This window comes from Acinetobacter sp. SFB, assembly GCF_001647545.1.
Classification (GTDB): domain Bacteria; phylum Pseudomonadota; class Gammaproteobacteria; order Pseudomonadales; family Moraxellaceae; genus Acinetobacter.
The window spans coordinates 221,340-245,643 of record NZ_LSZH01000011.1 but is presented as its reverse complement, the minus strand read 5'-3'; the positions used below and the strand labels follow the sequence as shown (position 1 = coordinate 245,643).

Here is a 24,304-nt window from a genome sequence, read left to right as displayed (position 1 = left end):
ACCGTTACTTACGGTTTAGAATAATTTCTGCAACATGTTCAAGATAGTTTTCTTCTTTCATCTCATGTTGCAGCAGGTATTGCTGATTCGGCTGAATCCCGATACCTTCAATCATTTGCCCCTTCGGGGTGTAATAATGCGATACCGTCATCTGTAAAGCAGCACCATTGGAAAGCGGGAATAGCTTTTGTACCACGCCTTTTCCATAGCTCTTCTCACCGATGACCCAAGCGCGGCCATGGTCTTTCATTGCCGCAGTAAAGACTTCAGCGGCTGAAGCAGAACGGTTATTGATTAAGATACCCAGCTTTAAATTTTGAAACTCAAAACTAGGTAAAGCTTGAAATTGTTGAGCGCCTTCAGAACGGCTTTTGGTAGAGACAATCACCCCCTGATTTAAAAATAAATCAGCCGTTTCAACTGCAGCAGACAATAATCCACCGGGATTATTTCTTAAATCAAGCAACACTGCTTTGAGACGTGAAGAAGAATGATCTTCAATTAAGCGTTTAATTTCATTGGCAGTGTCTTGCTGAAAAACTTTTACCTTGATCACTAAAACCTGATTATGCAAAACGCTGGCTTGGATATCTGTTTCTATTTTTTTACTGCGTACCAAAATTATAGGCGTACTATTTTGTGCCAGTTGCAAAGTTAAGGTTGAACCAATTGAGCCATTGAGCAGACTATTGACCTGATCGGGATTGAGTTTCTTCAGTTCTTGATCATCAATCTTAAATACCGTTACGCCATTGCGTAAACCTTGCTTGGTAGAATCAGCTTTATCCTTTAAACCTTGAATCACCCATTGATGTAACTGCTGATCATAGATCAGTTCAAAATCGACAGAAGCAATATCACCTTCGGTATATTGCATCAGCTGTTTATAATCTTCTGGACTGAGGTAGCGAGAATAACGGTCTAGGCCACTGACCAAGCCTCGAATGGCTTGCTGAAACAAAGCATCATCATTTTTCGCATCTACATAATTTTCTTTAACAATGCTATAGATTTGTACAAATTGCTGAATCGATTCCACCGGAACTTCAGCATAATTTTGTTCGACTTCATCATCAAAATCCAAAACAGGCTGGTTTTTCACAGCCGCAAGTGCAGAATGGCTCACACAGATGAATAACGTTGTTAAAGCGACAACCATCTTCCAGCGTTGTAAAACCATCCTTCCACCTGTTTATCGGGTTAATTTTATAATTTTAAAGTAATCAAATTGCGACCTTGCATTTCTTCAGGGACAGGAATTTGCATTAAGCTGAGCAATGTTGGTGCCACATCTGCCAGTACACCGCCTTCAGCAATGCTCGCAGAAGTTGGTCCCACATAAATGAAGGGAACCAGTTCTGTGGTATGTTGCGTATGTACCTGACCACTCTTGTAGTCCTGCATTTGCTCGACATTACCATGGTCAGCAGTAATCAGCATATGGCCTTTTTTTGCCATCACTGCTTCATATACCCGACCGAGGCAGGTATCGACAGCTTCAACGGCTTGTACCGCCGCATCAAATACACCGGTATGCCCAACCATATCACCATTGGCAAAGTTCACCACCAATAAGTCATATTCACCCGAGTTAATTGCAGCAACCAGTTCATCGGTAACTTCATAAGCACTCATTTCAGGCTTAAGATCATAAGTTGCAATATTTGGCGATGGAATCAGGATACGTTTTTCGCCAGGGTATTCATCTTCACGGCCACCGCTAAAGAAGAAAGTCACATGCGCATATTTTTCTGTTTCAGCAATACGCAACTGTGTTTTACCCAAATTCGACAAGTATTCGCCAATCGAGTTTTTCAACGCTTCTGGCATATAGGCAACAGGTGCATCAATCGTCGCTTGGTAACGCGTCAACATCACAAATTTAGACAGGTGGGGAACGACTTTACGTTCAAAACCGGCAAAGTCTTTTTCGACAAAGGCTTTGGTAATCTCACGCGCACGATCGGCACGGAAATTCATAAATACAACGCTGTCGCCATCCTGAATTTTAGCCAGCTCGCCAATACGGGTGGCTTTCACAAATTCATCCGACTCATTCGCTGCATACGCCTGTTCCAGACCGTCAACTGCTGTTGCTGCGGTTCGTGCAGCTTCCCCTTCAGTCAATAGACGATAGGCCTGTTCAACCCGATCCCAACGATTGTCACGATCCATGGCAAAGTAACGTCCAATCATGGTCGCAATCCGACCTTGACCCGGATATTGGGCAAAAACTGCATCCAATTTTTCTAAAGACGGTTGCGCGCTTTTCGGTGGCGTATCACGACCATCCAGGAAAGCATGCAGATACACTGTCGCTCCACGTTTTAATGCCAATTCACACATGGCAACAATATGGTCTTCATGCGCATGTACGCCCCCTTGTGACAACAAGCCCAAGATATGTACTACGCCATTTGCAGCTTTGGCTTTCTCTACCGCATCAAGCAAAACTTCATGCTCAAAAAAAGCACCAGTACGAATGTCCTTGGTGATGCGGGTGAAATCCTGATACAGCACACGACCTGCGCCCAGGTTCATATGACCCACTTCAGAGTTGCCCATTTGACCATCAGGCAGACCGACATCTTCGCCCGAACCTGAAATTAAACCATGTGGATGCTTTTGTTGCATAGCAGTTAAATTTGGTCGTTTTGCTGCCAGGAAAGCATTGTCTTCGACCGCTTCGCGATGACCCACACCATCCATAATTACCAATACGTGAGGGATTTTGCCTGCAGTTGCATCCGTCATAATGAGCACTCTTTTGTTTACAATTTCATCGGGATATCTTAACGAATTTTCAGTCAAGACTCTATGTGCAGATCATGACTAAAGCTGATCATGCACATTGTTTTTATCACTATTAAGTCTGTTAACGTGCGCGCCGCAGTAAATAACCGCCCACCAGCATCATCAGCACAATCGGTACAAATACGAACCATGCCGGTGAAGGTGAATACACCAGACTTGCATAGCCCAAGAAATCTTGCAGATAGAAAAATCCCAAGCCAATAAATAAGGCGATGACCAAACGAAAACCCATCGACTGTTGACGTAAAGGACCAAAAATAAACGAACATGCAATCAGTACCAAAGCAATGAGTGCAAATGGCGAGCCAACTTTTTGCCAAAATGCCAGCTTATAGGTTTTCGGGACTTGGCTGTATTCATGCATATAACTCATAAAGCTCACCAATTGGCTCGGTGATAAATCTTCTGGGTCAATGGTGACCATATGCACATATTTCGGTTGCAAGGCTAAGGCCAAAGGCAGCTGATCGGTTTTGATCAGCGTTGAATTACCCTGCGGCAAAATATCCATTTGCGCAGCACTTTTCAGATTCCAGGCACCATCTTTAACGAACTGACCCTGCTCGGCATTTAAAACACCTTTCAAGTGGTAATCATCATCAAAATCGATCACTTGGACATGTTTCAGTTGCCCTTGTGCATTGGCATAATCAATATATATAAAACGCTGACCTTCGCGGGTCCAATAACCGCTGACTTCACCCAGTGAACTTACACTGCGGTGATCTTTCACGCTTTTGGCTTGCTCATTGGTATAGGGAATGACCCATTCACTTAAGACAAAGGATAACACCACCAAGATTAATGCGGAGCGAATCACCCAACCGACAATACGCCATAAGCTAATGCCGATTGAACGCATCACCACCAGTTCACTATTGGAGGCTAAAGTACCTAAACCGAGTACAGCACCAATTAATGCAGAGATCGGTAAAATTTCATATAGATAGCGGGGTGCACCCCATAATACATAGAGAAATGCCTGCCAGGCACCATAGTCTTCGTTCAGTGAACCCAGTTCACCCAAATAGGTAAACAGTACCTGTAAAACAGAGAGTACTGCTGTTGCCCCCAGCATGGCCAATGCCGTGGTTTTGGTCACATGTTTGGCAATGATTCGACGTGCTAACATTTTTAAGACCTCGCCTGCTGAATTCGTTTCTTGATTTTAGGCGCAAGCTTTTGTTTTCGGGAGAACAAGGCTCCCGCAACACCATACACGACCAAGACCAAAGGATATGCCCAAATTCCTAACTCATCTTTACTGACACGGGTTTTCAATGCCATTAGTGCCACAATCAAACTGGCGAAAATCAGCAAAGCCGGAAATAGTTTTAAATAACGTCCTTGACGAGGAGTCACTTCTGAAAGTCCAACTGCCAGGATTAAAGCTACAAGCACTGAAAATGGCACGAAGATCCGCCAGCCCAGTTCACTCGCCACAACAGGGTCAGTACGGTTGTTCCAGAGCTTGCCAATCGGCAATGCTTCAACTTCTGCACTTTCAAATTTGGCTTCGGCATCACTTTCTAAACGTAAACGATAGGATTGAAACTCTGTTTGGGTATATTTTGGTTTTCCCGGAAAAATTTCGTAACGGCGGCCTTCAGATAAATCGACAATACTGGCCGTTTCATTGGCCATTTCTACACGCGTGGCTTCTTTCGCCAAAATCATGACATCCGGTTTACCCGGTTTTTCTGCGCGTTGATAGAAAAACACATCTTTAAGATTACGACGGTCTTCTGACAGGTCTCCGGCATAAATGGTGTAAGGACCGGAGGAAATAAACTCTTTCGGACGCACCAAATCGAAACCGGTTCTGACCGCCTGATTGGTGGTCAACTCTTCAAACTGACGCAGCCCCCAAGGAGATATCCATACCATCAACACGGTTTGCACCGCAAGAAATACCACGGCCAGCGGAATCAGTAACCAGCCCAGTTGATGCCGACTGACACCGCTGCCGTTGAGGACTGCCATTTCGTGATCGACATACAGACGGCCAAATACCAGCATCAAACCGATGAAAAAGCCTAGGGGAAGAATCAGGGTTAAAAATTCCGGTAGCCGATAACCAATAATACTGAACAAAATACTGACATCTAAACGACCTTGTGCCGCAATGCCAAAGTACTTGATCAGTCGACCACCCATCATGATCAAGGTAAGCAAGGCAATCACAACCAAGGATGTAGACACCACTTGCTTGACCAGATAACGCCGAATAATCAAATTAATTCTTCCAAAAAAGAGGCTAATAAAAACTAGCGCTAGTTTACCCGAATGGTGAAAATATAAAACCTATACTGTTGTTGCGCATTGAAACTCTATTCATAGAAATGTTTCAATGGTTTAATGGTTTGCAAACTTTCACAGGCATGAATACAGAACATGAAACTGACAATTAATACGTCATTCCAAGAGAATGCATCTAGCCCATATTTGTTGATATTAGTTGATTCTGAGCAGCTTCAAAAGGTGGCGACTGCTTATGAAATCAATGATTTAAATGCTTTAGTTGAAGCAACCCAATTTAAAGCCAGTCTAACTGAATCGCTCCCCCTGATCGGAAAAGTGGCGGCATGTAGCAACAGTGCGCTTATTGGTATTGATAAGGCAGCTGAAATTCAACCGGCCAAATTAGCAAAAATCGCACAAACCATTATCAAAGCGTCACAAAAAAAATTCAAACAGATCAGCATTGATATTTCTGCTTTAGCACCCGAACAGCATTATTTATTTGCTTTGGCTTTAACTCAAGCCAGCTATGCTTTTGATGAATATAAATCGAAGAAAAATGAATTCGTTCTAGAAGACATTCATCTTATTGCAAACAACAGCAGTTTAAATGCACAACAACTTAGCTTGATTCACGCGGTGCAATCAGGTCAAAGCCTGGCACGTGATTTAGGTAACCGTCCGGGCAATATCTGTTTCCCTGAATATCTGGCGGAACAGGCGCAAGCTTTGGCGGCAGCATATCCTGATCTGTTAAAAGTAACCGTTCTTGATGAACAGCAAATGGCTGATCTCGGTATGGGCGCGTTTCTGGCAGTCAGCAAAGGTTCAGATCGTCCGGGACGCATCATTACCATGGAATATCAGGCCAATACCGAACAAGCACCTGTGGTACTTGTAGGTAAAGGCGTGACCTTTGATACCGGCGGTATTTCACTCAAACCTGGTGCGGGTATGGATGAAATGAAATTTGACATGTGTGGTGCTGCTTCCGTACTCGGTACGATGCGCGCGCTGTGTGAATCAAAACTGCCAATTCATGTAGTGGGTACAATTGCTGCAGCTGAAAACATGCCGTCGGGTCATGCGACACGTCCGGGCGATATCGTCACCAGCATGAGCGGTCAAACAGTCGAAATTTTAAATACCGATGCAGAAGGCCGCTTGGTGTTATGTGACACCCTGACCTACATCAAACGTTTCAACCCTGCGCTGGTGATTGATATTGCAACCTTGACCGGTGCCTGTGTGGTGGCTTTAGGCTCCGTTCTAACCGGTATGTTCACACCCGATGATGAACTTGCAGCTGAAATTACCGCTGCAGGTCAAACCAGTTTTGACCGCGTATGGCGCATGCCGGTGATTGAAGACTATCAGGAACAACTGGATTCTCCATTTGCCGACATTGCCAACATTGGTGGGCCTAAAGCCGGTGCTGTAACTGCCGCATGTTTCTTGCAACGCTTTACCCGTGAATATCGCTGGGCGCATTTAGATATTGCCGGAACAGCATGGAACTCAGGTACAGCCAAGGGTGCAACTGGCCGCCCTGTTCCATTACTGGTTCAATTCCTGGCAAACCGTGCGCAGTCGAATGGCTAAAGTTAGCTTTTATCTATTTGAAAAAAGTAATGAGCGGCAAGTGGAAAGCACTTGCCGTTTGTGCCGTAAAATTCTGAAACAACCGGAACATATCTGGTTGTATTGTTCCGACACCAACTTACAGCAACAGCTTGATGAACAATTGTGGAGTTTTGATCCCGGCAGCTTTATTCCGCATGGGATTGATCAAGAACATGCCACGATTTGTATTTCATCTCGACTGCCAGAGCAATCCGACTGGATTGTGTTTAATTTTAACAATCAAGCGCTTGAACAGATTGATAAATTTAGTCACATTATAGAAATCATAGAAAATAACGAATCGGCAAAACAACTGGGTCGTGAAAAATTTAAACAATATCGCCGTTTAGGTATTGAACCACGAACCTTCAAGCTTTAGCCGGTCAATTGCAATAAGGAGATACGGGGTGGCATTAAATGTCGGTCAAGATTTTAAACAGCGCTGGTTAGATGTGCCTGAGGCTGTTCGTCAGGTCTTTATTGATGACCTGCACCGTGTCTGCAATGTGCTAAAACCAGAAACCAATATTCAAAAATGGTTAGAAAAGGATAGGGAAGCACAACAACACTCTGTTGAGAGAATTGAACATGCATACGCAGAGCGCAAGGCACAATTAATTGAAGAAGCACGCATTCGCAAGCAGCTTGCACTAGAAAAGTCGCTGGAAAATAAACGTGCGGAACAGGCTGCCTATGCTCAAGCCTTGCAGCTAGACGAAGCTCGACAGTTTGACGAACAAAGCCAAACCTTGGCCTTTATCCGGCAAAATTTAGAGCATGAAACGCATGTTTATACAGCACGTTATCATAAAAATCCTGAAGGCTCAGCACTGAATTTTTCTAAAGGCATACGGTCGATTCCTGACACTACCATGCTATCTGAACTGGAAAGCGTGCGTTTACGTCTCGAATTAGAAGCTGAAAGCTTGATTGAACAGGCGGTTACGGTCTTTCGTGCCAAATTAAATCAGGCCAGCCAAGACGAAATTGACTATATTTTGAAAGATTCTGATTTATCAACCGAGAAACCAAAACATTAATTTCTCATGGCTCGTGATCTGGCTATTTTTCTACTGTCATATAAATGACATGTTTATGTCACAGAATGGTCATATCTTTAAATCAGTACATTTAAAGATAGGCTATTTTAATACTTAACATCATATTAACAGGAAGAAAAATGGATATTTTGAAGCAAATTTCCACTCAAATTGCTGCATTAAATGCTGGAGAACAATGGCGTGTATCTGCTCAAGACTTACTGATTAGCCATGCCGACTTCCATTCAGTTTCGATTTATATTTCTCGTGAAGCTGAAAAAGGACAATTTTCTGTTTCTATGCCTGCTGCGCTAAGATCTTTGGTAGAAAGTACTGCTGTCACCATTACCAAACACTGAAACAGACCAGTCAAAACCGTCTACTTTGGTGGGCTATTTTTATTTTCATATTTTGATTAGATTGTTTATTCAATTTAATCAAATTCAAATATCATCTAAATGCTTACAACTTAAAATAAATCTACAGCAATTCCCAGCATATTGCCTGCGCCATAGCCAATCCCCAATAACAGACTGATCCAGATCAGTCCACCGACCACGTTATAAAGCATAAAACTGAACATACTCATATGCCCGGCCCCGGCAGCAAAGGGGGCAAATGAACGGACAAATGGCACAAAACGAGCGACCAGAATGGTTTTTCCACCATGCTTGCTAAAATAATGATTGGTCTTGACAATATATTCAGGTTTTAAAAACCGTGAATGTTCATGAAAAAATTTAAATCCCAGCACCTGACCCGTATAGTAATTGACGGTATAACCCAATACCGAAGCACTAAAAAGCAACAATCCCATGTAGTTTAAATGGATCACATCTGTAGTTGAACACAGTGCACCAATGCCAATCAGCAAACTGTCCCCAGGCAAGAAAAACATAAATACAGAGCCGGTTTCTGCAAAAATAATGAGAAATAAAATGGCGTAAATCCACAGACCATAGTTGTCCAGTAAAGTCGGTAACCATTGTTCAATATGCATTAAAAAATCAAGCATTTTCACAAATCCACTTTAGCCCCATGATCTACCCAGCCCACTAAAAAACCTAAATAAAAATAAAAAAAAACAGTCTGACTTTTCAACCAGACTGTTTTCTATTCTATGGTTTTTTACTTCAAGAAGCCATTTTCTGCCAGAAATGCCATACTTAATTTGGATGGTTCCTTGGTTTCAGCCGCTTTATCACCGAGCATTAAACGCTCGATATAGCGTGCTAAAACATCGACTTCCAGGTTTACTTTAGCGCCGGCTTTCCAAGTACCAATATTGGTTCGTTCAGCCGTATGCGGAATCAAATTCAGGCTAATCACATTGCCGCGTAAATGGTTGATGGTCAGACTGATTCCATCGACCGTCACCGAACCTTTTTCAGCTAAATATTTGGCAATTTCAACAGGCGCAGTCACTTCATAATAAATGGAGCGGGCATCTTCACGCACCACGGTAATTTCACCCACAGCATCGACATGACCACTGACAATATGACCGCCAAAACGTGTGGTGGGCAACATCGCTTTTTCCACATTCACGCGCTGACCGACTTTCCATGTGCCCAGTGTGGTACGGTTTAAACTCTCACGCGATACATCGGCCGCATACCAGTTTTCACCCCATTCAATCACGGTGAGGCAAATCCCGTTGGTGGCAATTGAGTCACCCAAATGCACATCTGACATGTCGAGATGGGTACCAATACGCAAACGGACATCACCGCCTACGCTTTGTAAACTTTCCACTTTGCCTAGACTTTCAATAATGCCTGTAAACATAACCTATTCTCTATTTATATCTTTGTTTTACCACAATGCCAGTTGCGTACTCACACCAGTGGTATCGACACCACCCAGTTCAGCAAAATGATACAACTGACCCAATAATTGGCGCAGTGGTGGACCCGATTTGGCATGAGTATCGGTAATCACAATAAACTCTAATACACGTGCGCGCTCTGACTGACGTTGCTTGCTGACACGATAACGTGGCACATCTTGCGTGAGCAAAGTCACACGACCACGTTTCAGATTCGCCTGCAGCAAATCACCCGCTTCAATATTACCATCGGTCGAATAACTGGTCAGAATATAACGTGCATTAATCGTTGCAACCAATTTCTCATAGGCATCTTTGGCATACTTGGAAGAGTTGTACTGACTAGGACGCTCTTTACGCCATGCCCGGTCAATCCCGCTCTTATAGCCTTTGGTATCTGGACTGGGTAAATCTGTCTGATCCCACAAGGTTAAAGCATTCAGTACGTGATAGTTACTACCATAGGCATGCTGGTTATACGGTGGATCGAGATAAGCCACATCCACTTCAAAACTACTCATTTGATTGGCCAGATGCTGTGCATCGACACACCACATTTCTGCTGCCGGCTTTTTCGGTTCACCCACCGCACAAAAACGACTCGGTGTTAGCCAGAGTAATGATTCAATCCGTTCCAAAGCGGTTTGGGTTTTACCGCCCCAACCATGATGGAAACTTTTAAATACACCTGACGTATTGCTGACAAAACTGGCTGAATAAAGCAATGGTGCAAGCAATGCCGACATCTCGACATCATCAATCGCACCTTGTGCCTGCCAAGCGGCAATTTGCTGACGAATCGCATCAATACGCATGCCGTTACGGCGTTTGAAGAACAGACGATCACGAGCCGGATCATAAATTTCATCATTACGCGGACACAGGTTATGCGTGACCCAACCTTTGACTTCCGGCAACCGGTTAAGGTAATCGATGGCTTTTTGATAACCACCCAGTTCTTTAAATGCCGGCGCTTCCGTGCAGGATAGAATCGCACTATTTAAGGCATGACTGTACGGTTCCCAGTCATTGGCAATCACACGATAACCATTTTGACGCGCCAGACGTGAAACCACGCCTGAGCCTGCAAAAAAGTCAGCAAAAATCGGAGCACGACCATCTTTGCTATTTAAGGTTCCCGTACTCTCAAGTGCTTCCAAAATCAGATGAAGTAAACGCCGTTTGTTACCTAGATACGGAACAAGCTGATTGAAAAGATATTCGTCTGTGGTACGTGCTGAATGACGACGTTTATGATAAACCGAAGACTCTGAATTCATACTGTCTCTTGAGAAGGAATTAACCTTAAGCGCACATCATCCCCCAATTGGGTGACCTGCATGAGCTTAAATCGAAGTTGCTCTGCCATACGGCTAAATTCCGCACTAAACATTGCACGTGCTGTTTGACCTAAAAATGTCGGTGCAACATAGCTGATCATTTCATCGACCAGCTGTTGTTGTAACAAGGCTGTCGATAATGTTACTCCTGCTTCCACCAGTACATCGTAAATTTGGTGCTGTGTAGCTAGGGTCTGCAGCAAGTCTTTTAATGGCTGTACTGCAAACTGTAATACGCCTAAATCAGCCAAGTCCTGACGGAAAGGCCCCATGACCATCACCGTATCAGGCTGCTGCAGTATTTTTGCATGAAGCGGTAAACGTCCCTGACGATCCAGTACCAGACGTTTCGGCTGAACAATAGTGGTGATATCGTCAATACCATTGAGCTGACGCACATTCAGCAGACAATCGTCAGCAAGTACCGTTTCAATTCCGGTAATCACCACCCCGGAAATCGCGCGCCAATGCTGTACATCCTGACGGGCAGCGCTACCGCTAATCCATTTCGATTCACCCGATGCCATTGCCGTACGGCCATCAAGGCTTGAAGCCACTTTTAAACGCACATAAGGCATACCGGTTGCCATGGCTTTTAAAAAACCAAGATTGAGTTGTTCTGCTTCTGATTCACACAGGCCCACTTCAACTTCAATGCCTGCATCTTTTAGAATGTGTACGCCCTTACCTGCCACCAACGGATTCGGATCAGCACAAGCCACGATCACTTTAGTAACACCGGCTTCCACTAAACCTTTGGCACAAGGCGGTGTACGACCATAATGCGCACAAGGTTCTAAAGTCACATAAGCGGTTGCACCTTGAGCAAGATCACCGGCTTGACGCATGGCAAAGACTTCTGCATGCGGTTGTCCTGCTTTCGGATGGAAACCTTCTCCAACCAGTTGACCGTCTTTAACAATGACACAGCCAACATTAGGATTGGGTTTGGTTGAATATTGTCCAAGTCGCGCTAATTCAATCGCACGTTGCATCCACACCTGATGTTGGTGAATGGGATCTTGACTTAACTTAGACATCTTTAAACTCTTTTAGTGTTCACGCTGTTGCATTTGTTCAATTTGACGACGAAAAGCTTCTACATCCTGGAAGTCTTGATACACCGAGGCAAAACGCACATAAGCCACATGATCGAGGGCAAACAAGGATTGCATGACAATTTCACCAATCATGCGTGATTTCACATCACGCTCACCCAAGCGACGAATTTGTAGTTGGATATCGCTGAGCACCGTTTCAATCTGTTCTTGTGTGACGGGTCTTTTTTGCAAAGCATGCATCAATGAACGACGCATTTTAGCTTCATCAAAAGGTTCGCTTTTGCCGTCAGATTTAATTACCCGAGGCATCACCACTTCATAGGTTTCAAAAGTGGTAAATCGTTCTCCGCAACTGATACATTCACGACGTCGACGAATTTGACAGCCTTCAGCGGCCAAACGCGAATCGATAACTTTACTGTCTGCGGCGTTGCAAAACGGACAATGCATAGCGGTTTAATTGAACAAATCAAATCGGATTTAGAGTGTAGCAAAAATTCTGCACTTTGTAGAGGCTTACGCAAGATATGGAAAAAAAACAGCCCATAAGGGCTGTTTGACACCATATATTGATTATCAGTTTTTTATTATTCTACTCGTTCGCCATGTTGACTTAAGTCTAGACCCATACGTTCATCATCCGCCTCAACTCGAATACCAATCACCAGATCAATCAATTTAAGAATGATGAAAGTCAGTACGCCAGAGTAAGCGATCGTTGCAAGTACACCTTCAATTTGCACCCATAATTGATGCATCATATCTGTAGGGACTTTATCCCCCATGATGAATTCACTCGCAAATACTGCAGTCAGGATTGCACCGACAATACCACCGACACCATGCAGACCAAAAGCATCTAAAGAGTCATCGGCTTTCAGTGCACGTTTAAGCGCAGTAATACCCCAGAAGCACACGACACCGCCTATTAGGCCCATGGCTATTGCACCGCCTACAGTTACAAAACCAGCTGCAGGTGTAATCACTACTAGACCGGCAACTGCACCAGATGCACCGCCCAATACAGAAGCCTTACCACGTACCACCTTTTCAGTAATTAACCATGCAATTGCTGCGGCTGCCGCTGCAACTTGAGTTACAACTATGGCATAACCTGCAGAACCGTTGGCACCGAGTGCAGAACCACCATTGAAACCAAACCAACCCACCCAAACCAGGCTTGCACCAATCACGGTTAAAGTCAAATTATGCGGTGCCATTGATTCACGGCCCAAGCCCATACGTTTGCCAAGCATATATGCAGCAACCAGACCTGCAACACCCGAGTTAATATGGACTACAGTACCACCGGCAAAATCGAGTGCGCCGTCTTTACCCAACCAGCCGCCACCCCAAACCCAATGGGTAATTGGAGCATACACCACCACACTCCAAATGGTAATGAATGCAACGAAAGCGCTGAATTTCATACGTTCTGCAATCGAACCGGTAATGATGGCTACGGTAATGATGGCAAAAGTCATTTGGAAAATAACAAACAGAATTTCAGGAATGGTTCCGGTTAAGGCCTGTGTGGTAATGCCGGATAACATGATTTTATCCAGGCCACCAATGAATGCATTTCCCTCACCAAAGGCAAGGGTATAACCAATCACCACCCAGGTAATACTGACCACTGCCGCTGCCACAAAGCTGTGTGCCATTGTGCCGAGGACATTTTTCTTACGAACCATACCACCGTAGAATAGTGCTAAACCTGGAATGGTCATCAGTAAAACCAATGCTGTAGACACTAAAATCCATGCGGTATCACCTGTATCTAATTTTACTTTTTCTTCTACAGGCACGACTGTTGGTTCAGCTGGAGTAGGTACTGCAGCTAATTCAGAATTTGTGAACGATGTGTCAGCAGTTTCAACCACTGTGACATCTTGAGAAGCAACGGGTACTGTTACAGCTTCTTCAGCCCAAGCAACAGAACCACCTAAGAGTGCGCCAGACAAACTCAGCGCAATGAGCATTTTTTTCATTCGTATCCCCCAACCTAGTATTTTTTGAGTTATTAGGTACTCAGCAAACTTCGTGCCAAATTAGACAGCGTCTGCACCTGTTTCACCGGTACGAATACGGATGACTTGTTCTAAATTAGTCACGAAAATTTTACCGTCACCAATTTTTCCTGTACTTGCAACACGCGTAATCGATTCAATCACTGAATCAACCATATCATCGCTAATTGCAATTTCAATTTTTACTTTAGGCAAGAAATCAACGACATATTCAGCGCCACGATAAAGTTCAGTATGACCTTTTTGACGACCAAAGCCTTTGACTTCAGTTACGGTGATCCCTTGAACACCAATTTCAGAGAGTGCTTCACGCACGTCATCTAATTTAAAGGGTTTTACAATTGCAGTTACGAGCTTCATGTTTGTTTCCTTCGGCTTCTTTCACCAGTAAGGTTTTATGTTCAAATTTCGTGCCAAAATTTCTAAGGTTGGGGGAAAATAGAGAGTTTCGGCACGAGTTTTCTTTATAACCTATTTTATACTTTTAAACGTAGTCCGATCTTTAAAAAACAGACATTTTTACTATAAAATTTACGATTTTACTTATCGAACAAAACTATATCTGATCGTTGGGGGCTATAGTCTAGGTTTGAGCAATGCTACACTGCTCATACTTCTGCACCGTTAGGGAATCAACAATGATCGAAACTTTATTACAAGCAATCATGGAACAAATAGACCAGCCCAAAAAAGATATTGAACATAATTTGCGTGCCTTGCTCAATGAAGCTGTTTCCAAGATGGATCTGGTTTCAAAAGATGAAATTGAACGTCAACGTACTGCACTCAATAATGCCAACTTACGACTGAATGAACTGCTTAAACACGTTGAAGCATTAGAAATTAAAATTAAAAACAATAAATAAGCACTTATTTGGTGCATTAAAAGACACAAAACGATTAAAAATAAAGCACTATAACGGAACAATAATAATGTCTTTTGCTAAAATTTACACTCGAGGTCTGCTTGGACTTCATGCGCCTTTAATTGAGGTTGAAGTTCATGTCAGTCAGGGTTTGCCTTCTTTAACCATTGTCGGGCTGCCTGAAGCGGCAGTTCGTGAAAGTAAAGATCGGGTCCGCTCAGCCATTATCAATAGTGGTTTTCAATTTCCGACTAAGCGCTTAACTATCAATTTAGCCCCGGCAGACTTACCCAAAGATGGCTCACGTCTCGATTTACCGATTGCCTTAGGCATCCTTATCGCATCTGGGCAAATCCCTGAAAATGTTACCGACAATCTGGAATTCATCGGTGAACTGGCTTTGGATGGGCAACTTCGCCCCATTACCGGGATTTTGAGTATTGCGATTGCTTGCCAACAGTTAGGCCATCAGCTGATCTTGCCAGAACAAAATGCCCAGCAAGCCTCTCAACTGCCTCATTTTGAAGTGTTTGCAGCCAAACATTTAAAAGATGTCTGTGATCACCTTTCTCATCAACAGCCCATCCAGCAATATCAAGCCAGCCACTCTATTGCACCAGATCAATACAAATTTGATTTGGCCGATGTCAAAGGTCAACTGCGTCCACGGCGCGCCTTGGAAATTGCCGCAGCAGGCGGACATTCTTTATTGTTTAAAGGTCCGCCCGGTTCAGGAAAAACCCTGCTCGCATCACGGCTTGCCAGTATTTTACCGCCTTTGGACAGTCAGGAAAATCTGGAAGTTGCCAGTATTTATTCAGTTTCCAATAACTCGCACCCTTTTGGCCAGCGCCCTTTTCGGGCACCGCATCATACTGCTTCAGCGATCGCACTAGTCGGTGGCGGTTCACATCCCAAACCCGGTGAAATCACTCTGGCCCATTTAGGTGTCCTCTTTTTAGATGAACTGCCTGAATTCGACCGAAAAGTATTGGAAGTCTTGAGACAACCGCTGGAATCTAAAGAAATAGTAATTTCACGTGCTTCACGACAAATCACCTTTCCGGCAAACTTTCAGCTGATTGCGGCAATGAATCCCTGCCCTTGCGGTTATGCTTTTAATCAGGATATTCGTTGCCAATGTTCCGCGGATGCGATTAAGCGTTATCAGAATCGTATTTCAGGTCCACTACTCGATCGTATTGATTTGCATCTGGAGGTGCCACCCTTACAAGCACATGAATTACAAGATACCACCCCAGTCGAAAATTCACAGACCGTACGTGAGCGCGTGATTGAAGCCTACAACCTGCAAATACAACGACAGCAATGTCTGAATCACGCTTTAAGCCCTAAACAGCTTGAACAATTTGTTCCTCTCGATCCACAGGCAAAAAAAATCATGGAAATGGCACAGCAGCGCTTAAACCTGTCTGCCCGTGCTTATCATCGGGTATTACGGGTCGCGCGAAGTATTGCCGATTTATCCCAGCATTCGGAGATTCAAAGCCAGCATTTAACTGAAGCGTTGTCTTATCGGGCGCAACAGGGCTAGTCCAAAATACAAATGCTGCCCCATAGTGAAAATCTTGCTGATTAGGCTGCTATTTCAGAGGTCATCGAATAGGCTTTTCAAGCTCAGCACTATTCGGAGTCATATCGCGCACTATATTGTGGATGTACTTCGAAAGGTAAATGCACTGACTCTTTCTTTAACCACTGTTTTAAATCAGCAAATTGTGGGGCATATTGCCACCTCTGCTATCCGAATTTCTTCAGGTATAGAGGGTTGACATGGCTTGGGATACCTATTGCTGTTTTACCTGAATGACAACTACAAAGAATCCTTTTCAGCACTGATTCAATCCACACCCAGTCCATTGGAAACGATTGGCGCAAAAGGCTGTGTGGTGTTAGGTGATGCGAATTTTTATTCTAAATTTGGTTTTAACGCTATACCTGCATTCATTTTAGAACATGTTTTGGCTGAATATTTTCAGGTTTTGGTTTTTGGTCAGAAAGTTCTTTAAGGAATCGTGAGTTATCATGCTGCATTTTCTGCAATATGAACAAAAATAAAGCGGTGCTTTATGTTCAGCGCAAGGGAATGAAAGGTCAGAAGTCCCTAAATCATCTCGATAAAAAAGCCTCCAAAGTCGAACTTTGGAGGCTTTTAATGACTTAGATCAGCATTAAAAATTAGAATGTTTTGGTTAAGGTAAATACCGCACCAGTTTCGACCCCACGGCTCGCAACATGTGTCATACCATCGGTATCGATATTTGTGCCCACTGCAGCCAATTCAGCAGTTAGACCACCAAGAGAAGCAAATGAGTAAGTTACACCAGCTTTCCAATCAAGATAACTGTCATCACCCCCACCAAAGTCATAATCATCAGTTACGGTATAACCCAAACTGGCTACACCACCAAAGCCTGTTGAACCAAATGGTGCATTATAAGTAGCATTGAAGTACCAGGCATTGGTATCTAAACCCAAAAAGTCATTGCTGTAGTTGACTGCTGTTAATAAGCTTGCATCTTTTACCAATACATCCTTAAAGCTTAATTTAGCATAACCTTCTAACCAATTCAGGTCACCATCACTTGGATAGCCGTAGTACCATAAGCCCACATCTACCACAGGCTTGCTGGCAAAATTCTCTAAAGTGGTGGTATAGCCCACATAAGGGTCAAGTTCTAGATGTGCAGGGCCACCAAAATCCACATTTGAACCCCACACTCCTGCATATAGGCCGGATTCATGAGATAAGAGGAAACCTGCTTGGACGGCTGGATCATTGAATGCTTGAGTAATACCGCGGTAACGGTAGTCTGAAGTCAATGCTGCACTACCGCTAAAAGACAAACCTAATGGTGATGCAGGTACCTCGTCTGCGAAAGTAAAGCTAGATGCTGCGCCTAATACAGCTAGAGATAATGCATTTAAAGTTAATTTCATTGTTTGATTCCCCCACATCGTACTACGACGGTTTTTTTGGTTATTTCGATAAACTCAATGAGGTAGTAGCAATTGCTATGCCAAAAACAAAACGAGATCGCTATCAGTGATCGAGAATAAAAAATAAAAAAATCTATCCTATTGTTTTTATTAAATTTTAATCAAGTTGAACAAGCTTATCTGAAATCCAGTTCATTCGCTGCTCTAGCCAGTTGGTTCAGCATTAAAACTCACTTGAGCTTTAAAACAAGATTCATATTTACTTACATCATGCCTCTTTTTGAGGCTGTTTTTTAAGCAGATTATTTTATTATGCTTAAAAAAAGTGCACAAATTTAAAGCAATTTATACACTTTCAAAAATTCTTACATTTTTTAGGCTTAAAAACTAAAATTCAAACCGAATACAACCTGATCATCAAAATCTGTATCGAAGCGATCCTGACCACCGACCACATAATCTAAAGAGGCGGTAGCTCCCGTATTTGCAATTCCTTTACTCACACCAATACGCGCTTCATTAAAAGCAACCGTATTTTTAGTTTCAATCATGCTGTCATCACGACTACTATTATAAATAGATGCGCCAATGGATGTATTCATCATAAAGTTTTGCGGCAAAGCATAACTATATGCTGCACTTAAATACACATCCCCGGCATTTGCAAAAGAAGCATCGGCAAGCATTAGCGAGGCACCTAAAGTTAAGTCTTTATAAGCCAATTCACCCAATACATCGAATGCTGTGGTTTTACGTTTATCGTCATTTTCGCCATATACAGTACCGCCATCCTGATAGTAATAGGCAGTTCCTTGAACTTTATAGCTCCAGTTTTGATTAATTTCATTACCGTATGCCACATAAAAATCATGTTCAAAACCATGATCTTTATCTTCACTATCATCAGACAGATCATAATCGAGGGTTGAACCCCAGTACCCAACTGTAACACCACTTTGATGTGCATACTCAACGCCAGCTTGTAGAGCAACATCATCATTTTCCACACCACCGCGAAAAATATATTTATTCACCACAGCAAAATTACCTGTTAATGCTCCCGTTGTTGCTGAAGTTGACTGTTGTTCTGCAAATGCAGACATTGTGATTATGGTAAGCAATAAAGATAACGCAACTTTGTGTGAATTGTGCAGCATTTTTATCCTATGTAGAATCTATTAAAGATTCTGTTCAACAATGAATTTGGCTGCAAATTTTAGAACTTTTTTATACTTTTGGGTTAATTTTTCAGATCATTCTGGCTTACTTTTATTCAACTAATAATCAATAAGTCAGCTTCATATTGAAGTAAATTAAATTTTTGCCTTAAAAATTTAAATGAAATTTCCATAGCGATACAATTTTTTAAAAATTTCTAATTGTTCACTCGCTTCTTTATGAACATTCATCAATCAACGCTTTTAAACCATATTAGACTAAAGTTTAAAACAGGAAAGCTTCATAGATTTTAGTGTAATTCGTAAATTTCAGCTTGATATAACTGTTCAAAACCACTTATCAAGTTACTTATACTTTAAATATATTATTGTTTTGTAAAAAAAATTTAACCAACAGTAAAATTTGAATATTTTTTACCAACGCAAAGGTACAATATTATATTCAAAGAATGCATAACTTTAATGAAATAAAATCAATAAAAAAAGATTATTTTTGCTCTACATTACGTATACAATTCCTCCAATTTCTTCGTTCAATTTTGTATAAGGCCTTCTCCCAATGCAAAAAACACAAAAATTAACTTTAGCTGTTTTAATTCAAGCTGCTTTAATTTCAACCGCCTATGCCAGTGAACAAAGCGAAGCCAAAGGCTTTATTGAAGATGCCGAAGGTTCTGTATTGTTTCGCACCGGTTTTATTGACCGTGACAAAAAAAATGTTCCCGCAGGCACAGATACTCGCTCTTCAGCACAATCTGCAATTTTTGATTTAGAGTCGGGCTATACCAAAGGTATTGTTGGTTTTGGTGTCGGCGTTGTAGGTGATGCATCCTTCAAGCTGGGTGACAACAAGCATGCTGGCAACCAAATGATTCCTAAACATGCTGATGGTTCTGCATATGACCATTGGACACGCGGCGGTGCAAATGTAAAAGCACGTATTTCTAACACCGAAGTGCGTTACGGGACACAAGTTTTAGACTTGCCTGTATTGGCTAGCAATACTGGGCGTATGGTGCCTGAATATTTCGAAGGTACTTTAATCAAGAGCCGTGAAATTAAAGATTTAGAAGTCGTTGCCGGTAAATTTACAAAAGACCAATATTCAGACCAAATCAATACTGATGGCCGTCACTTGGACAACGCAATTGTATGGGGCGCGAAATACAAGTTTGATGATCAATTGAATGCATCTTACTACGGCATGGATTCTAAAGATAAACTTGACCGCCATTATATCAATGCCAACTACACCCTTCCTTTGGCCGAAAAGCGCTCTTTAACTTTAGACTTTAACGGCTATCACACAGAATGGGATAAAGAAGCCGCGACTAACTCTTCATCATTAGGTAATTCAAATGTTGAAGACCGCAGCAACAATATTTGGTCATTATCCGGTACTTTGAATCAGGGCGCTCACTCGGTCATGCTTGCTTACCAGCAAAATACTGGCAATACCGGCTATGACTATGGCGAAAATGCTGACGGCGGGCAGTCAATTTATGTCGCAAACTCATACTTGTCTGACTTCAACGGGAACCATGAAAAATCAGCACAAGTTCAATACAACTTGAACTTTAATGATTATGGTATTCCAGGCTTGAACTGGACGACTGCATATGTTTATGGTTGGGACATTAACGTTGTAGACACTGCTCAAGAAGGTAAAGAAAAGGAATTCTTTAACCAAGTAAAATACACGGTTCAAAGTGGCTTTGCCAAAGATGCAAGCTTACGCGTTCGTAACTCAATTTACCGTGCTAATGATGCATACCAAAATGCGTACCTTGGTGATACCAATGAATGGCGTATCTTCCTTGATATTCCTGTGAAATTTTTTTAATTCACAGGAAGTTCAAGACATAAAAAACCTGCACATTGTGCAGGTTTTTTTGTTTTTGATATTTAACAATCAGTGCTAAATACCAAAAATCAATTATGCATTTTTGTAAGCTTCAATTGAGCTAAGCACTTCTTGTTTCGCAACGTCAGCACCTTCCCAACCACTTAACTTAACCCATTTTCCTGGTTCCAAATCTTTGTAGTGCTGGAAAAAATGCTCGATTTGACTGATCAATAACGGAGGAAGATCAGTGTATTCTTTCACGTCTTTGTAGATCGGTGTCAATTTTTCATGCGGTACAGCAACCAGTTTCGCATCAATACCACCGTCATCTTCCATGTTCAATTTACCGACAGGGCGGCAACGAATCACTGAACCTGGTTCAACTGGATAGGGTGTTACCACCAATACGTCTAATGGGTCGCCATCTAGAGATAAGGTATTCGGTACATAACCGTAGTTCGCTGGGTAGAACATTGCTGTCCCCATGAAACGGTCTACAAATAAAGCATCTGAATCTTTGTCAATTTCGTATTTGATTGGTGCTGCGTTTGCAGGAATTTCAATAATGACATAGATGTCATTTGGTGCATCTTTACCCGCTGGGATATTGCTGTAGCTCATAGCATCACTCTTTAACAAGTTAAATCTTATTTAAACCGACATGATTATAACGGTTTTTGAGAATTAAATAACTTTGCGATTATACATCCGCCACGTCAAAATATGTATTTCCACAGACTGATGCCGATCTTAAGTTAATTTAATCACCAGAAGTAATAAGCAAATTGGACACAACAAAGACAAGGTCCACACAATGCTACGCAACGTTGCCCAATTGGCCAAATAGCAAATACCGTAAATAATACGCAGCACGATATAGGCCATACCAAAGGTCATGATTACGGTTTGAGGAACCACCATATATTCCGCCATTAAAATGGCAGCAATAAACAAAGGTAAACTTTCAAAACTATTTTGCTGTGCTGCATTAGCACGTGCCGCCAAACCAGTGGTGTTGGCTAAAAAATCGCGCGGATTTTGATTATCTCGTCCTTTAAAGCCAGAAGTTTTTTTTGCAATCATGGTAAAAACGTAAGGCAATAAACATGCAATTAAGATGAGATAGATTATTCCGCTGATGTTTTGCATCTCATTTTTCTCATTAAGATTTTCTGCCAAGTATCATAGCATGGCGGTTCAGTAATAATTTTTGTTAAATTATAATGTTTTTATTAATGAGGAATAAGGCTCCCCTATGGTCAACCCAGATCAGCAAAAAATGTTGGATGTCTTGGAAAAACAGCACTTGCATCAACTTAGAGTAGATCGTGTACTCAAAATCGTGCTGCCGATTGTGGGATTTTTACTTGCAGTCATGTGTGCCAATTTAAACAGGTTTTCTCTGATTTTCACCATTGTGATTTCAATTATCGCACTTTGGATGGTCGGTATTAAGCGTCAAGCCCTTTGGATCTGGACCACAGTCGTGGCTGTTTACTGTGTGTTTGATAATTTCTATAGCTTTGGTGCATTTGATTCACAGCGCTACCTTTATCAGTTCGGCAGTATCACGACTTTCATCTGGATTATGGGTATAGGCCGCCCTTATATTGATCGCTGGTTGATGAAAGATTAAAAGTTCAGGGATAAAAAAAGCGCCGATTACGGCGCTTTTTTTATTGCAGGATTTATGCTGTTTTACGTAAATCTTTACGTAAGATTTTACCTACGTTTGATTTTGGTAACTCATCCATAAACTCAACATAACGCGGACGTTTATAACCGGTTAAGTTTTCCTTAGCAAAAGCAAGGACTTCTTCCGTAGTTAAAGACTGATCTTTTTTCACCACAAACAGCTTAGGCACTTCACCTGATTTTTCATCAGGCACACCAATTGCTGCAACTTCCAATACTTTTGGATGTTGAGAAATCACCTCTTCAATTTCAGATGGGTAAACATTGAAGCCAGAAACCAGAATCATGTCTTTCTTACGGTCAACAATCTTGATATAACCACGCGAATCCATCACACCGATATCACCGGTACGGAAGAAGCCATGGGTCATGACTTTTTCAGTCTCATCCGGACGATTCCAGTAGCCTTTCATGACTTGTGGACCACGAATCGAGATTTCACCCTGCTCACCTAATGCAACTTCATTGCCATCATCATCAAGAATCGCAACTTCAGTCAGTGGCAACGGAATACCAATTGTGCCGCTAAATTCCATTGATGAAGGCGGGTTTGCAGTCGCAACAGGGGAAGTTTCTGATAGACCATAACCTTCAATGATATTTGTACCGGTAATTTTTTTCCATGCTTCAGCTGTAGAAGCCAGAACTGCCATCCCCCCACCCATCGCCATTTTAAGGTTGCTATGGTCAAGTTGCTTAAACTCTTCATTATTAACCAGTGCATTAAACAAAGTGTTTACTGCCGGGAAGAATGATGGACGATATTTGCGCAATTCTTTCATGACCGCGGGCAAGTCACGCGGGTTTGGAATCAGAATGTTGGCTTGACCTTTATACATGCCGTACATGGCACAAACCATGAACGCAAAAATGTGATAAAGCGGCAATGCACAGAAAATACGGTCATCTTTAGAGCCGTCTTGTGCACCAAATTTACTTTGGAAAATACCGTCACACTGCAACATGTTCGCGACAAGATTGCGATGGGTCAGCTCTGCACCTTTAGAAACGCCAGTCGTACCACCGGTATATTGCAGTACAGCCGTATCACTTAAAGTCAAGCTTGGACGTTTGTAATTGCTGGCACTGACTTTCGACATTGCCGCATTAAATTTGATATGTCCTGGAATATCCCATGCCGGAATTTGCTTGCGTACTGAACGCAATACAAAATTCACTAATGTGCCTTTTAATGCACCAAGCATATCGCCAACGGAAGCCACCACCACATGTTTCACCGGTGTTTTACCAATAATAGCTTGATAAACAGTGGCAAAGTTTTCAATGATCACCAATGCTTCCGCACCCGAATCATTCAACTGGTGTTCAAGTTCACGCGAGGTATAGAGTGGATTCACATTCACCAGAACCAAACCTGCACGGAATACACCCAATGCAACCACTGGATATTGCAGCACGTTTGGCATCATCACTGCAACGCGAGCACCTTTTGCCAAACCTAAGCTTTGTAAATAGGTTGCAAATTTACGGCTTGCTTCTTCTAGTTCATTAAATGTTAAGACTTTATCCATAAAGATAAAGGCATCACGTGAACCAAATTTTTGAAAATTACGTTCAAAAACATCATTAAGTGAGGTATTTTCTGGTGGTAATTCTACAGTTTCCGGAATCCCTGTTTTTTGGTATTCAGCGAACCAAATCTTTTCCATAATGCCCTTATCTCCAATCTGTAATCCCTAGTTTTCAACTCTTTTTCAATGTTATGCGTCATTATTGAACTTATTTATGCATAACATGACATCCATTTACACGAATACGAA

Annotated in this window: 25 protein-coding genes; 9 read left to right on the top strand and 16 right to left on the bottom strand. The window is 42.3% G+C overall.

Translation table 11 applies throughout. The features are described 5' to 3' along the window. Positions 1-4: 4 nt before the first annotated feature. From AY606_RS05690 to lptF, 4 genes are all read right to left on the bottom strand, one after another. On the bottom strand, positions 5-1,180 hold the full coding sequence (locus AY606_RS05690) for a S41 family peptidase (protein ID WP_067866028.1): 1,176 nt from the start codon (positions 1,178-1,180) through the stop codon (positions 5-7). A 26-nt stretch (positions 1,181-1,206) separates the two neighbouring features. Then, positions 1,207-2,754, bottom strand: a complete 1,548-nt coding sequence (gpmI, locus tag AY606_RS05685; protein WP_067866025.1) for a 2,3-bisphosphoglycerate-independent phosphoglycerate mutase — start codon at positions 2,752-2,754, stop codon at positions 1,207-1,209. Between the two features lie 121 nt (positions 2,755-2,875). Continuing rightward, entirely contained in the window at positions 2,876-3,946 is a 1,071-nt protein-coding gene (gene lptG, locus AY606_RS05680) for an LPS export ABC transporter permease LptG (protein ID WP_067866022.1), read from the bottom strand. A gap of 2 nt (positions 3,947-3,948) precedes the next feature. After that, complete coding sequence (gene lptF / locus AY606_RS05675) at positions 3,949-5,049, bottom strand: LPS export ABC transporter permease LptF (protein ID WP_067866019.1); 1,101 nt, start codon at positions 5,047-5,049, stop codon at positions 3,949-3,951. A 159-nt stretch (positions 5,050-5,208) separates the two neighbouring features. Here lptF and AY606_RS05670 point away from each other — a divergent pair, with 159 nt between their 5' ends. From AY606_RS05670 to AY606_RS05655, 4 genes are all read left to right on the top strand, one after another. After that, complete coding sequence (locus tag AY606_RS05670) at positions 5,209-6,657, top strand: leucyl aminopeptidase (protein ID WP_067866016.1); 1,449 nt, start codon at positions 5,209-5,211, stop codon at positions 6,655-6,657. Next, a complete protein-coding gene (locus tag AY606_RS05665; protein ID WP_067866013.1) occupies positions 6,650-7,057 on the top strand; it encodes a DNA polymerase III subunit chi in 408 nt (135 codons plus the stop codon). The genes AY606_RS05670 and AY606_RS05665 overlap by 8 nt, the downstream gene beginning before the upstream one ends. A gap of 28 nt (positions 7,058-7,085) precedes the next feature. After that, positions 7,086-7,718 carry a cell division protein BlhA gene (gene blhA, locus AY606_RS05660; protein ID WP_067866010.1) on the top strand — a complete coding sequence of 211 codons (633 nt, stop codon included), beginning with the start codon at positions 7,086-7,088 and terminating at the stop codon, positions 7,716-7,718. A 140-nt stretch (positions 7,719-7,858) separates the two neighbouring features. Beyond that, positions 7,859-8,077 carry a hypothetical protein gene (locus tag AY606_RS05655; protein ID WP_067866007.1) on the top strand — a complete coding sequence of 73 codons (219 nt, stop codon included), beginning with the start codon at positions 7,859-7,861 and terminating at the stop codon, positions 8,075-8,077. Between the two features lie 110 nt (positions 8,078-8,187). Here AY606_RS05655 and AY606_RS05650 read toward each other — a convergent pair whose 3' ends face one another. The 7 genes from AY606_RS05650 to glnK all read right to left on the bottom strand — a co-directional run bounded on the left by AY606_RS05650 (position 8,188) and on the right by glnK (position 14,337). Beyond that, positions 8,188-8,733, bottom strand: a complete 546-nt coding sequence (locus tag AY606_RS05650) for a VTT domain-containing protein (protein ID WP_067866004.1) — start codon at positions 8,731-8,733, stop codon at positions 8,188-8,190. A 113-nt stretch (positions 8,734-8,846) separates the two neighbouring features. Beyond that, positions 8,847-9,506: a riboflavin synthase gene (locus tag AY606_RS05645; RefSeq protein ID WP_067866001.1), complete on the bottom strand. Its 660-nt coding sequence runs from the start codon at positions 9,504-9,506 to the stop codon at positions 8,847-8,849. 27 nt (positions 9,507-9,533) lie between these two features. Next, a complete protein-coding gene (locus tag AY606_RS05640) occupies positions 9,534-10,826 on the bottom strand; it encodes a DNA adenine methylase (protein ID WP_067865998.1) in 1,293 nt (430 codons plus the stop codon). Next, a complete protein-coding gene (gene ribD, locus AY606_RS05635; protein WP_067865995.1) occupies positions 10,823-11,926 on the bottom strand; it encodes a bifunctional diaminohydroxyphosphoribosylaminopyrimidine deaminase/5-amino-6-(5-phosphoribosylamino)uracil reductase RibD in 1,104 nt (367 codons plus the stop codon). Before ribD ends, AY606_RS05640 begins: the two co-directional genes overlap by 4 nt. Positions 11,927-11,938: 12 nt before the next feature. Then, entirely contained in the window at positions 11,939-12,397 is a 459-nt protein-coding gene (gene nrdR, locus AY606_RS05630) for a transcriptional regulator NrdR (protein WP_067865992.1), read from the bottom strand. A 137-nt stretch (positions 12,398-12,534) separates the two neighbouring features. Then, positions 12,535-13,938, bottom strand: a complete 1,404-nt coding sequence (locus AY606_RS05625) for an ammonium transporter (protein ID WP_067865989.1) — start codon at positions 13,936-13,938, stop codon at positions 12,535-12,537. 60 nt (positions 13,939-13,998) lie between these two features. Continuing rightward, positions 13,999-14,337, bottom strand: a complete 339-nt coding sequence (glnK, locus tag AY606_RS05620; protein WP_005094485.1) for a P-II family nitrogen regulator — start codon at positions 14,335-14,337, stop codon at positions 13,999-14,001. A gap of 278 nt (positions 14,338-14,615) precedes the next feature. Between glnK and AY606_RS05615 the strand changes: the two genes are divergently transcribed. The 3 genes from AY606_RS05615 to AY606_RS15745 all read left to right on the top strand — a co-directional run bounded on the left by AY606_RS05615 (position 14,616) and on the right by AY606_RS15745 (position 16,873). Further along, positions 14,616-14,843 (top strand): accessory factor UbiK family protein, encoded by a 228-nt coding sequence (locus AY606_RS05615; RefSeq protein ID WP_067865987.1) that lies wholly within the window; start codon positions 14,616-14,618, stop codon positions 14,841-14,843. Positions 14,844-14,910: 67 nt separating this feature from the next. Then, positions 14,911-16,398: a YifB family Mg chelatase-like AAA ATPase gene (locus tag AY606_RS05610; protein ID WP_067865984.1), complete on the top strand. Its 1,488-nt coding sequence runs from the start codon at positions 14,911-14,913 to the stop codon at positions 16,396-16,398. Positions 16,399-16,642: 244 nt separating this feature from the next. Continuing rightward, on the top strand, positions 16,643-16,873 hold the full coding sequence (locus AY606_RS15745; protein ID WP_155858129.1) for a GNAT family N-acetyltransferase: 231 nt from the start codon (positions 16,643-16,645) through the stop codon (positions 16,871-16,873). Positions 16,874-17,042: 169 nt separating this feature from the next. Here AY606_RS15745 and AY606_RS05600 read toward each other — a convergent pair whose 3' ends face one another. Both AY606_RS05600 and AY606_RS05595 read right to left on the bottom strand, forming a co-directional pair. After that, the gene (locus AY606_RS05600) at positions 17,043-17,804 is read right to left on the bottom strand and encodes a TorF family putative porin (RefSeq protein WP_067865981.1); all 762 of its coding nucleotides are present in this window, start codon (positions 17,802-17,804) and stop codon (positions 17,043-17,045) included. Positions 17,805-18,184: 380 nt separating this feature from the next. Further along, positions 18,185-18,961, bottom strand: coding sequence for a TorF family putative porin (locus AY606_RS05595; protein ID WP_067865978.1), 777 nt, complete (start codon positions 18,959-18,961; stop codon positions 18,185-18,187). A 580-nt stretch (positions 18,962-19,541) separates the two neighbouring features. Between AY606_RS05595 and AY606_RS05590 the strand changes: the two genes are divergently transcribed. Beyond that, positions 19,542-20,825: an OprD family outer membrane porin gene (locus AY606_RS05590; protein ID WP_067865975.1), complete on the top strand. Its 1,284-nt coding sequence runs from the start codon at positions 19,542-19,544 to the stop codon at positions 20,823-20,825. Between the two features lie 93 nt (positions 20,826-20,918). On the opposite strand, the gene ppa is transcribed toward AY606_RS05590, so the two are convergent. Continuing rightward, positions 20,919-21,449, bottom strand: a complete 531-nt coding sequence (ppa, locus tag AY606_RS05585) for an inorganic diphosphatase (RefSeq protein WP_067865972.1) — start codon at positions 21,447-21,449, stop codon at positions 20,919-20,921. A gap of 129 nt (positions 21,450-21,578) precedes the next feature. After that, positions 21,579-21,977 (bottom strand): MAPEG family protein, encoded by a 399-nt coding sequence (locus AY606_RS05580; protein ID WP_067865970.1) that lies wholly within the window; start codon positions 21,975-21,977, stop codon positions 21,579-21,581. Positions 21,978-22,083: 106 nt separating this feature from the next. On the opposite strand from AY606_RS05580, the gene AY606_RS05575 reads away from it, so the two are divergent. Further along, entirely contained in the window at positions 22,084-22,464 is a 381-nt protein-coding gene (locus AY606_RS05575; RefSeq protein ID WP_067865967.1) for a hypothetical protein, read from the top strand. Between the two features lie 52 nt (positions 22,465-22,516). Here the strand turns inward: AY606_RS05575 and AY606_RS05570 are convergent, their stop codons facing one another. Beyond that, entirely contained in the window at positions 22,517-24,193 is a 1,677-nt protein-coding gene (locus AY606_RS05570; RefSeq protein WP_067865964.1) for an AMP-binding protein, read from the bottom strand. Positions 24,194-24,304: the final 111 nt, after the last annotated feature.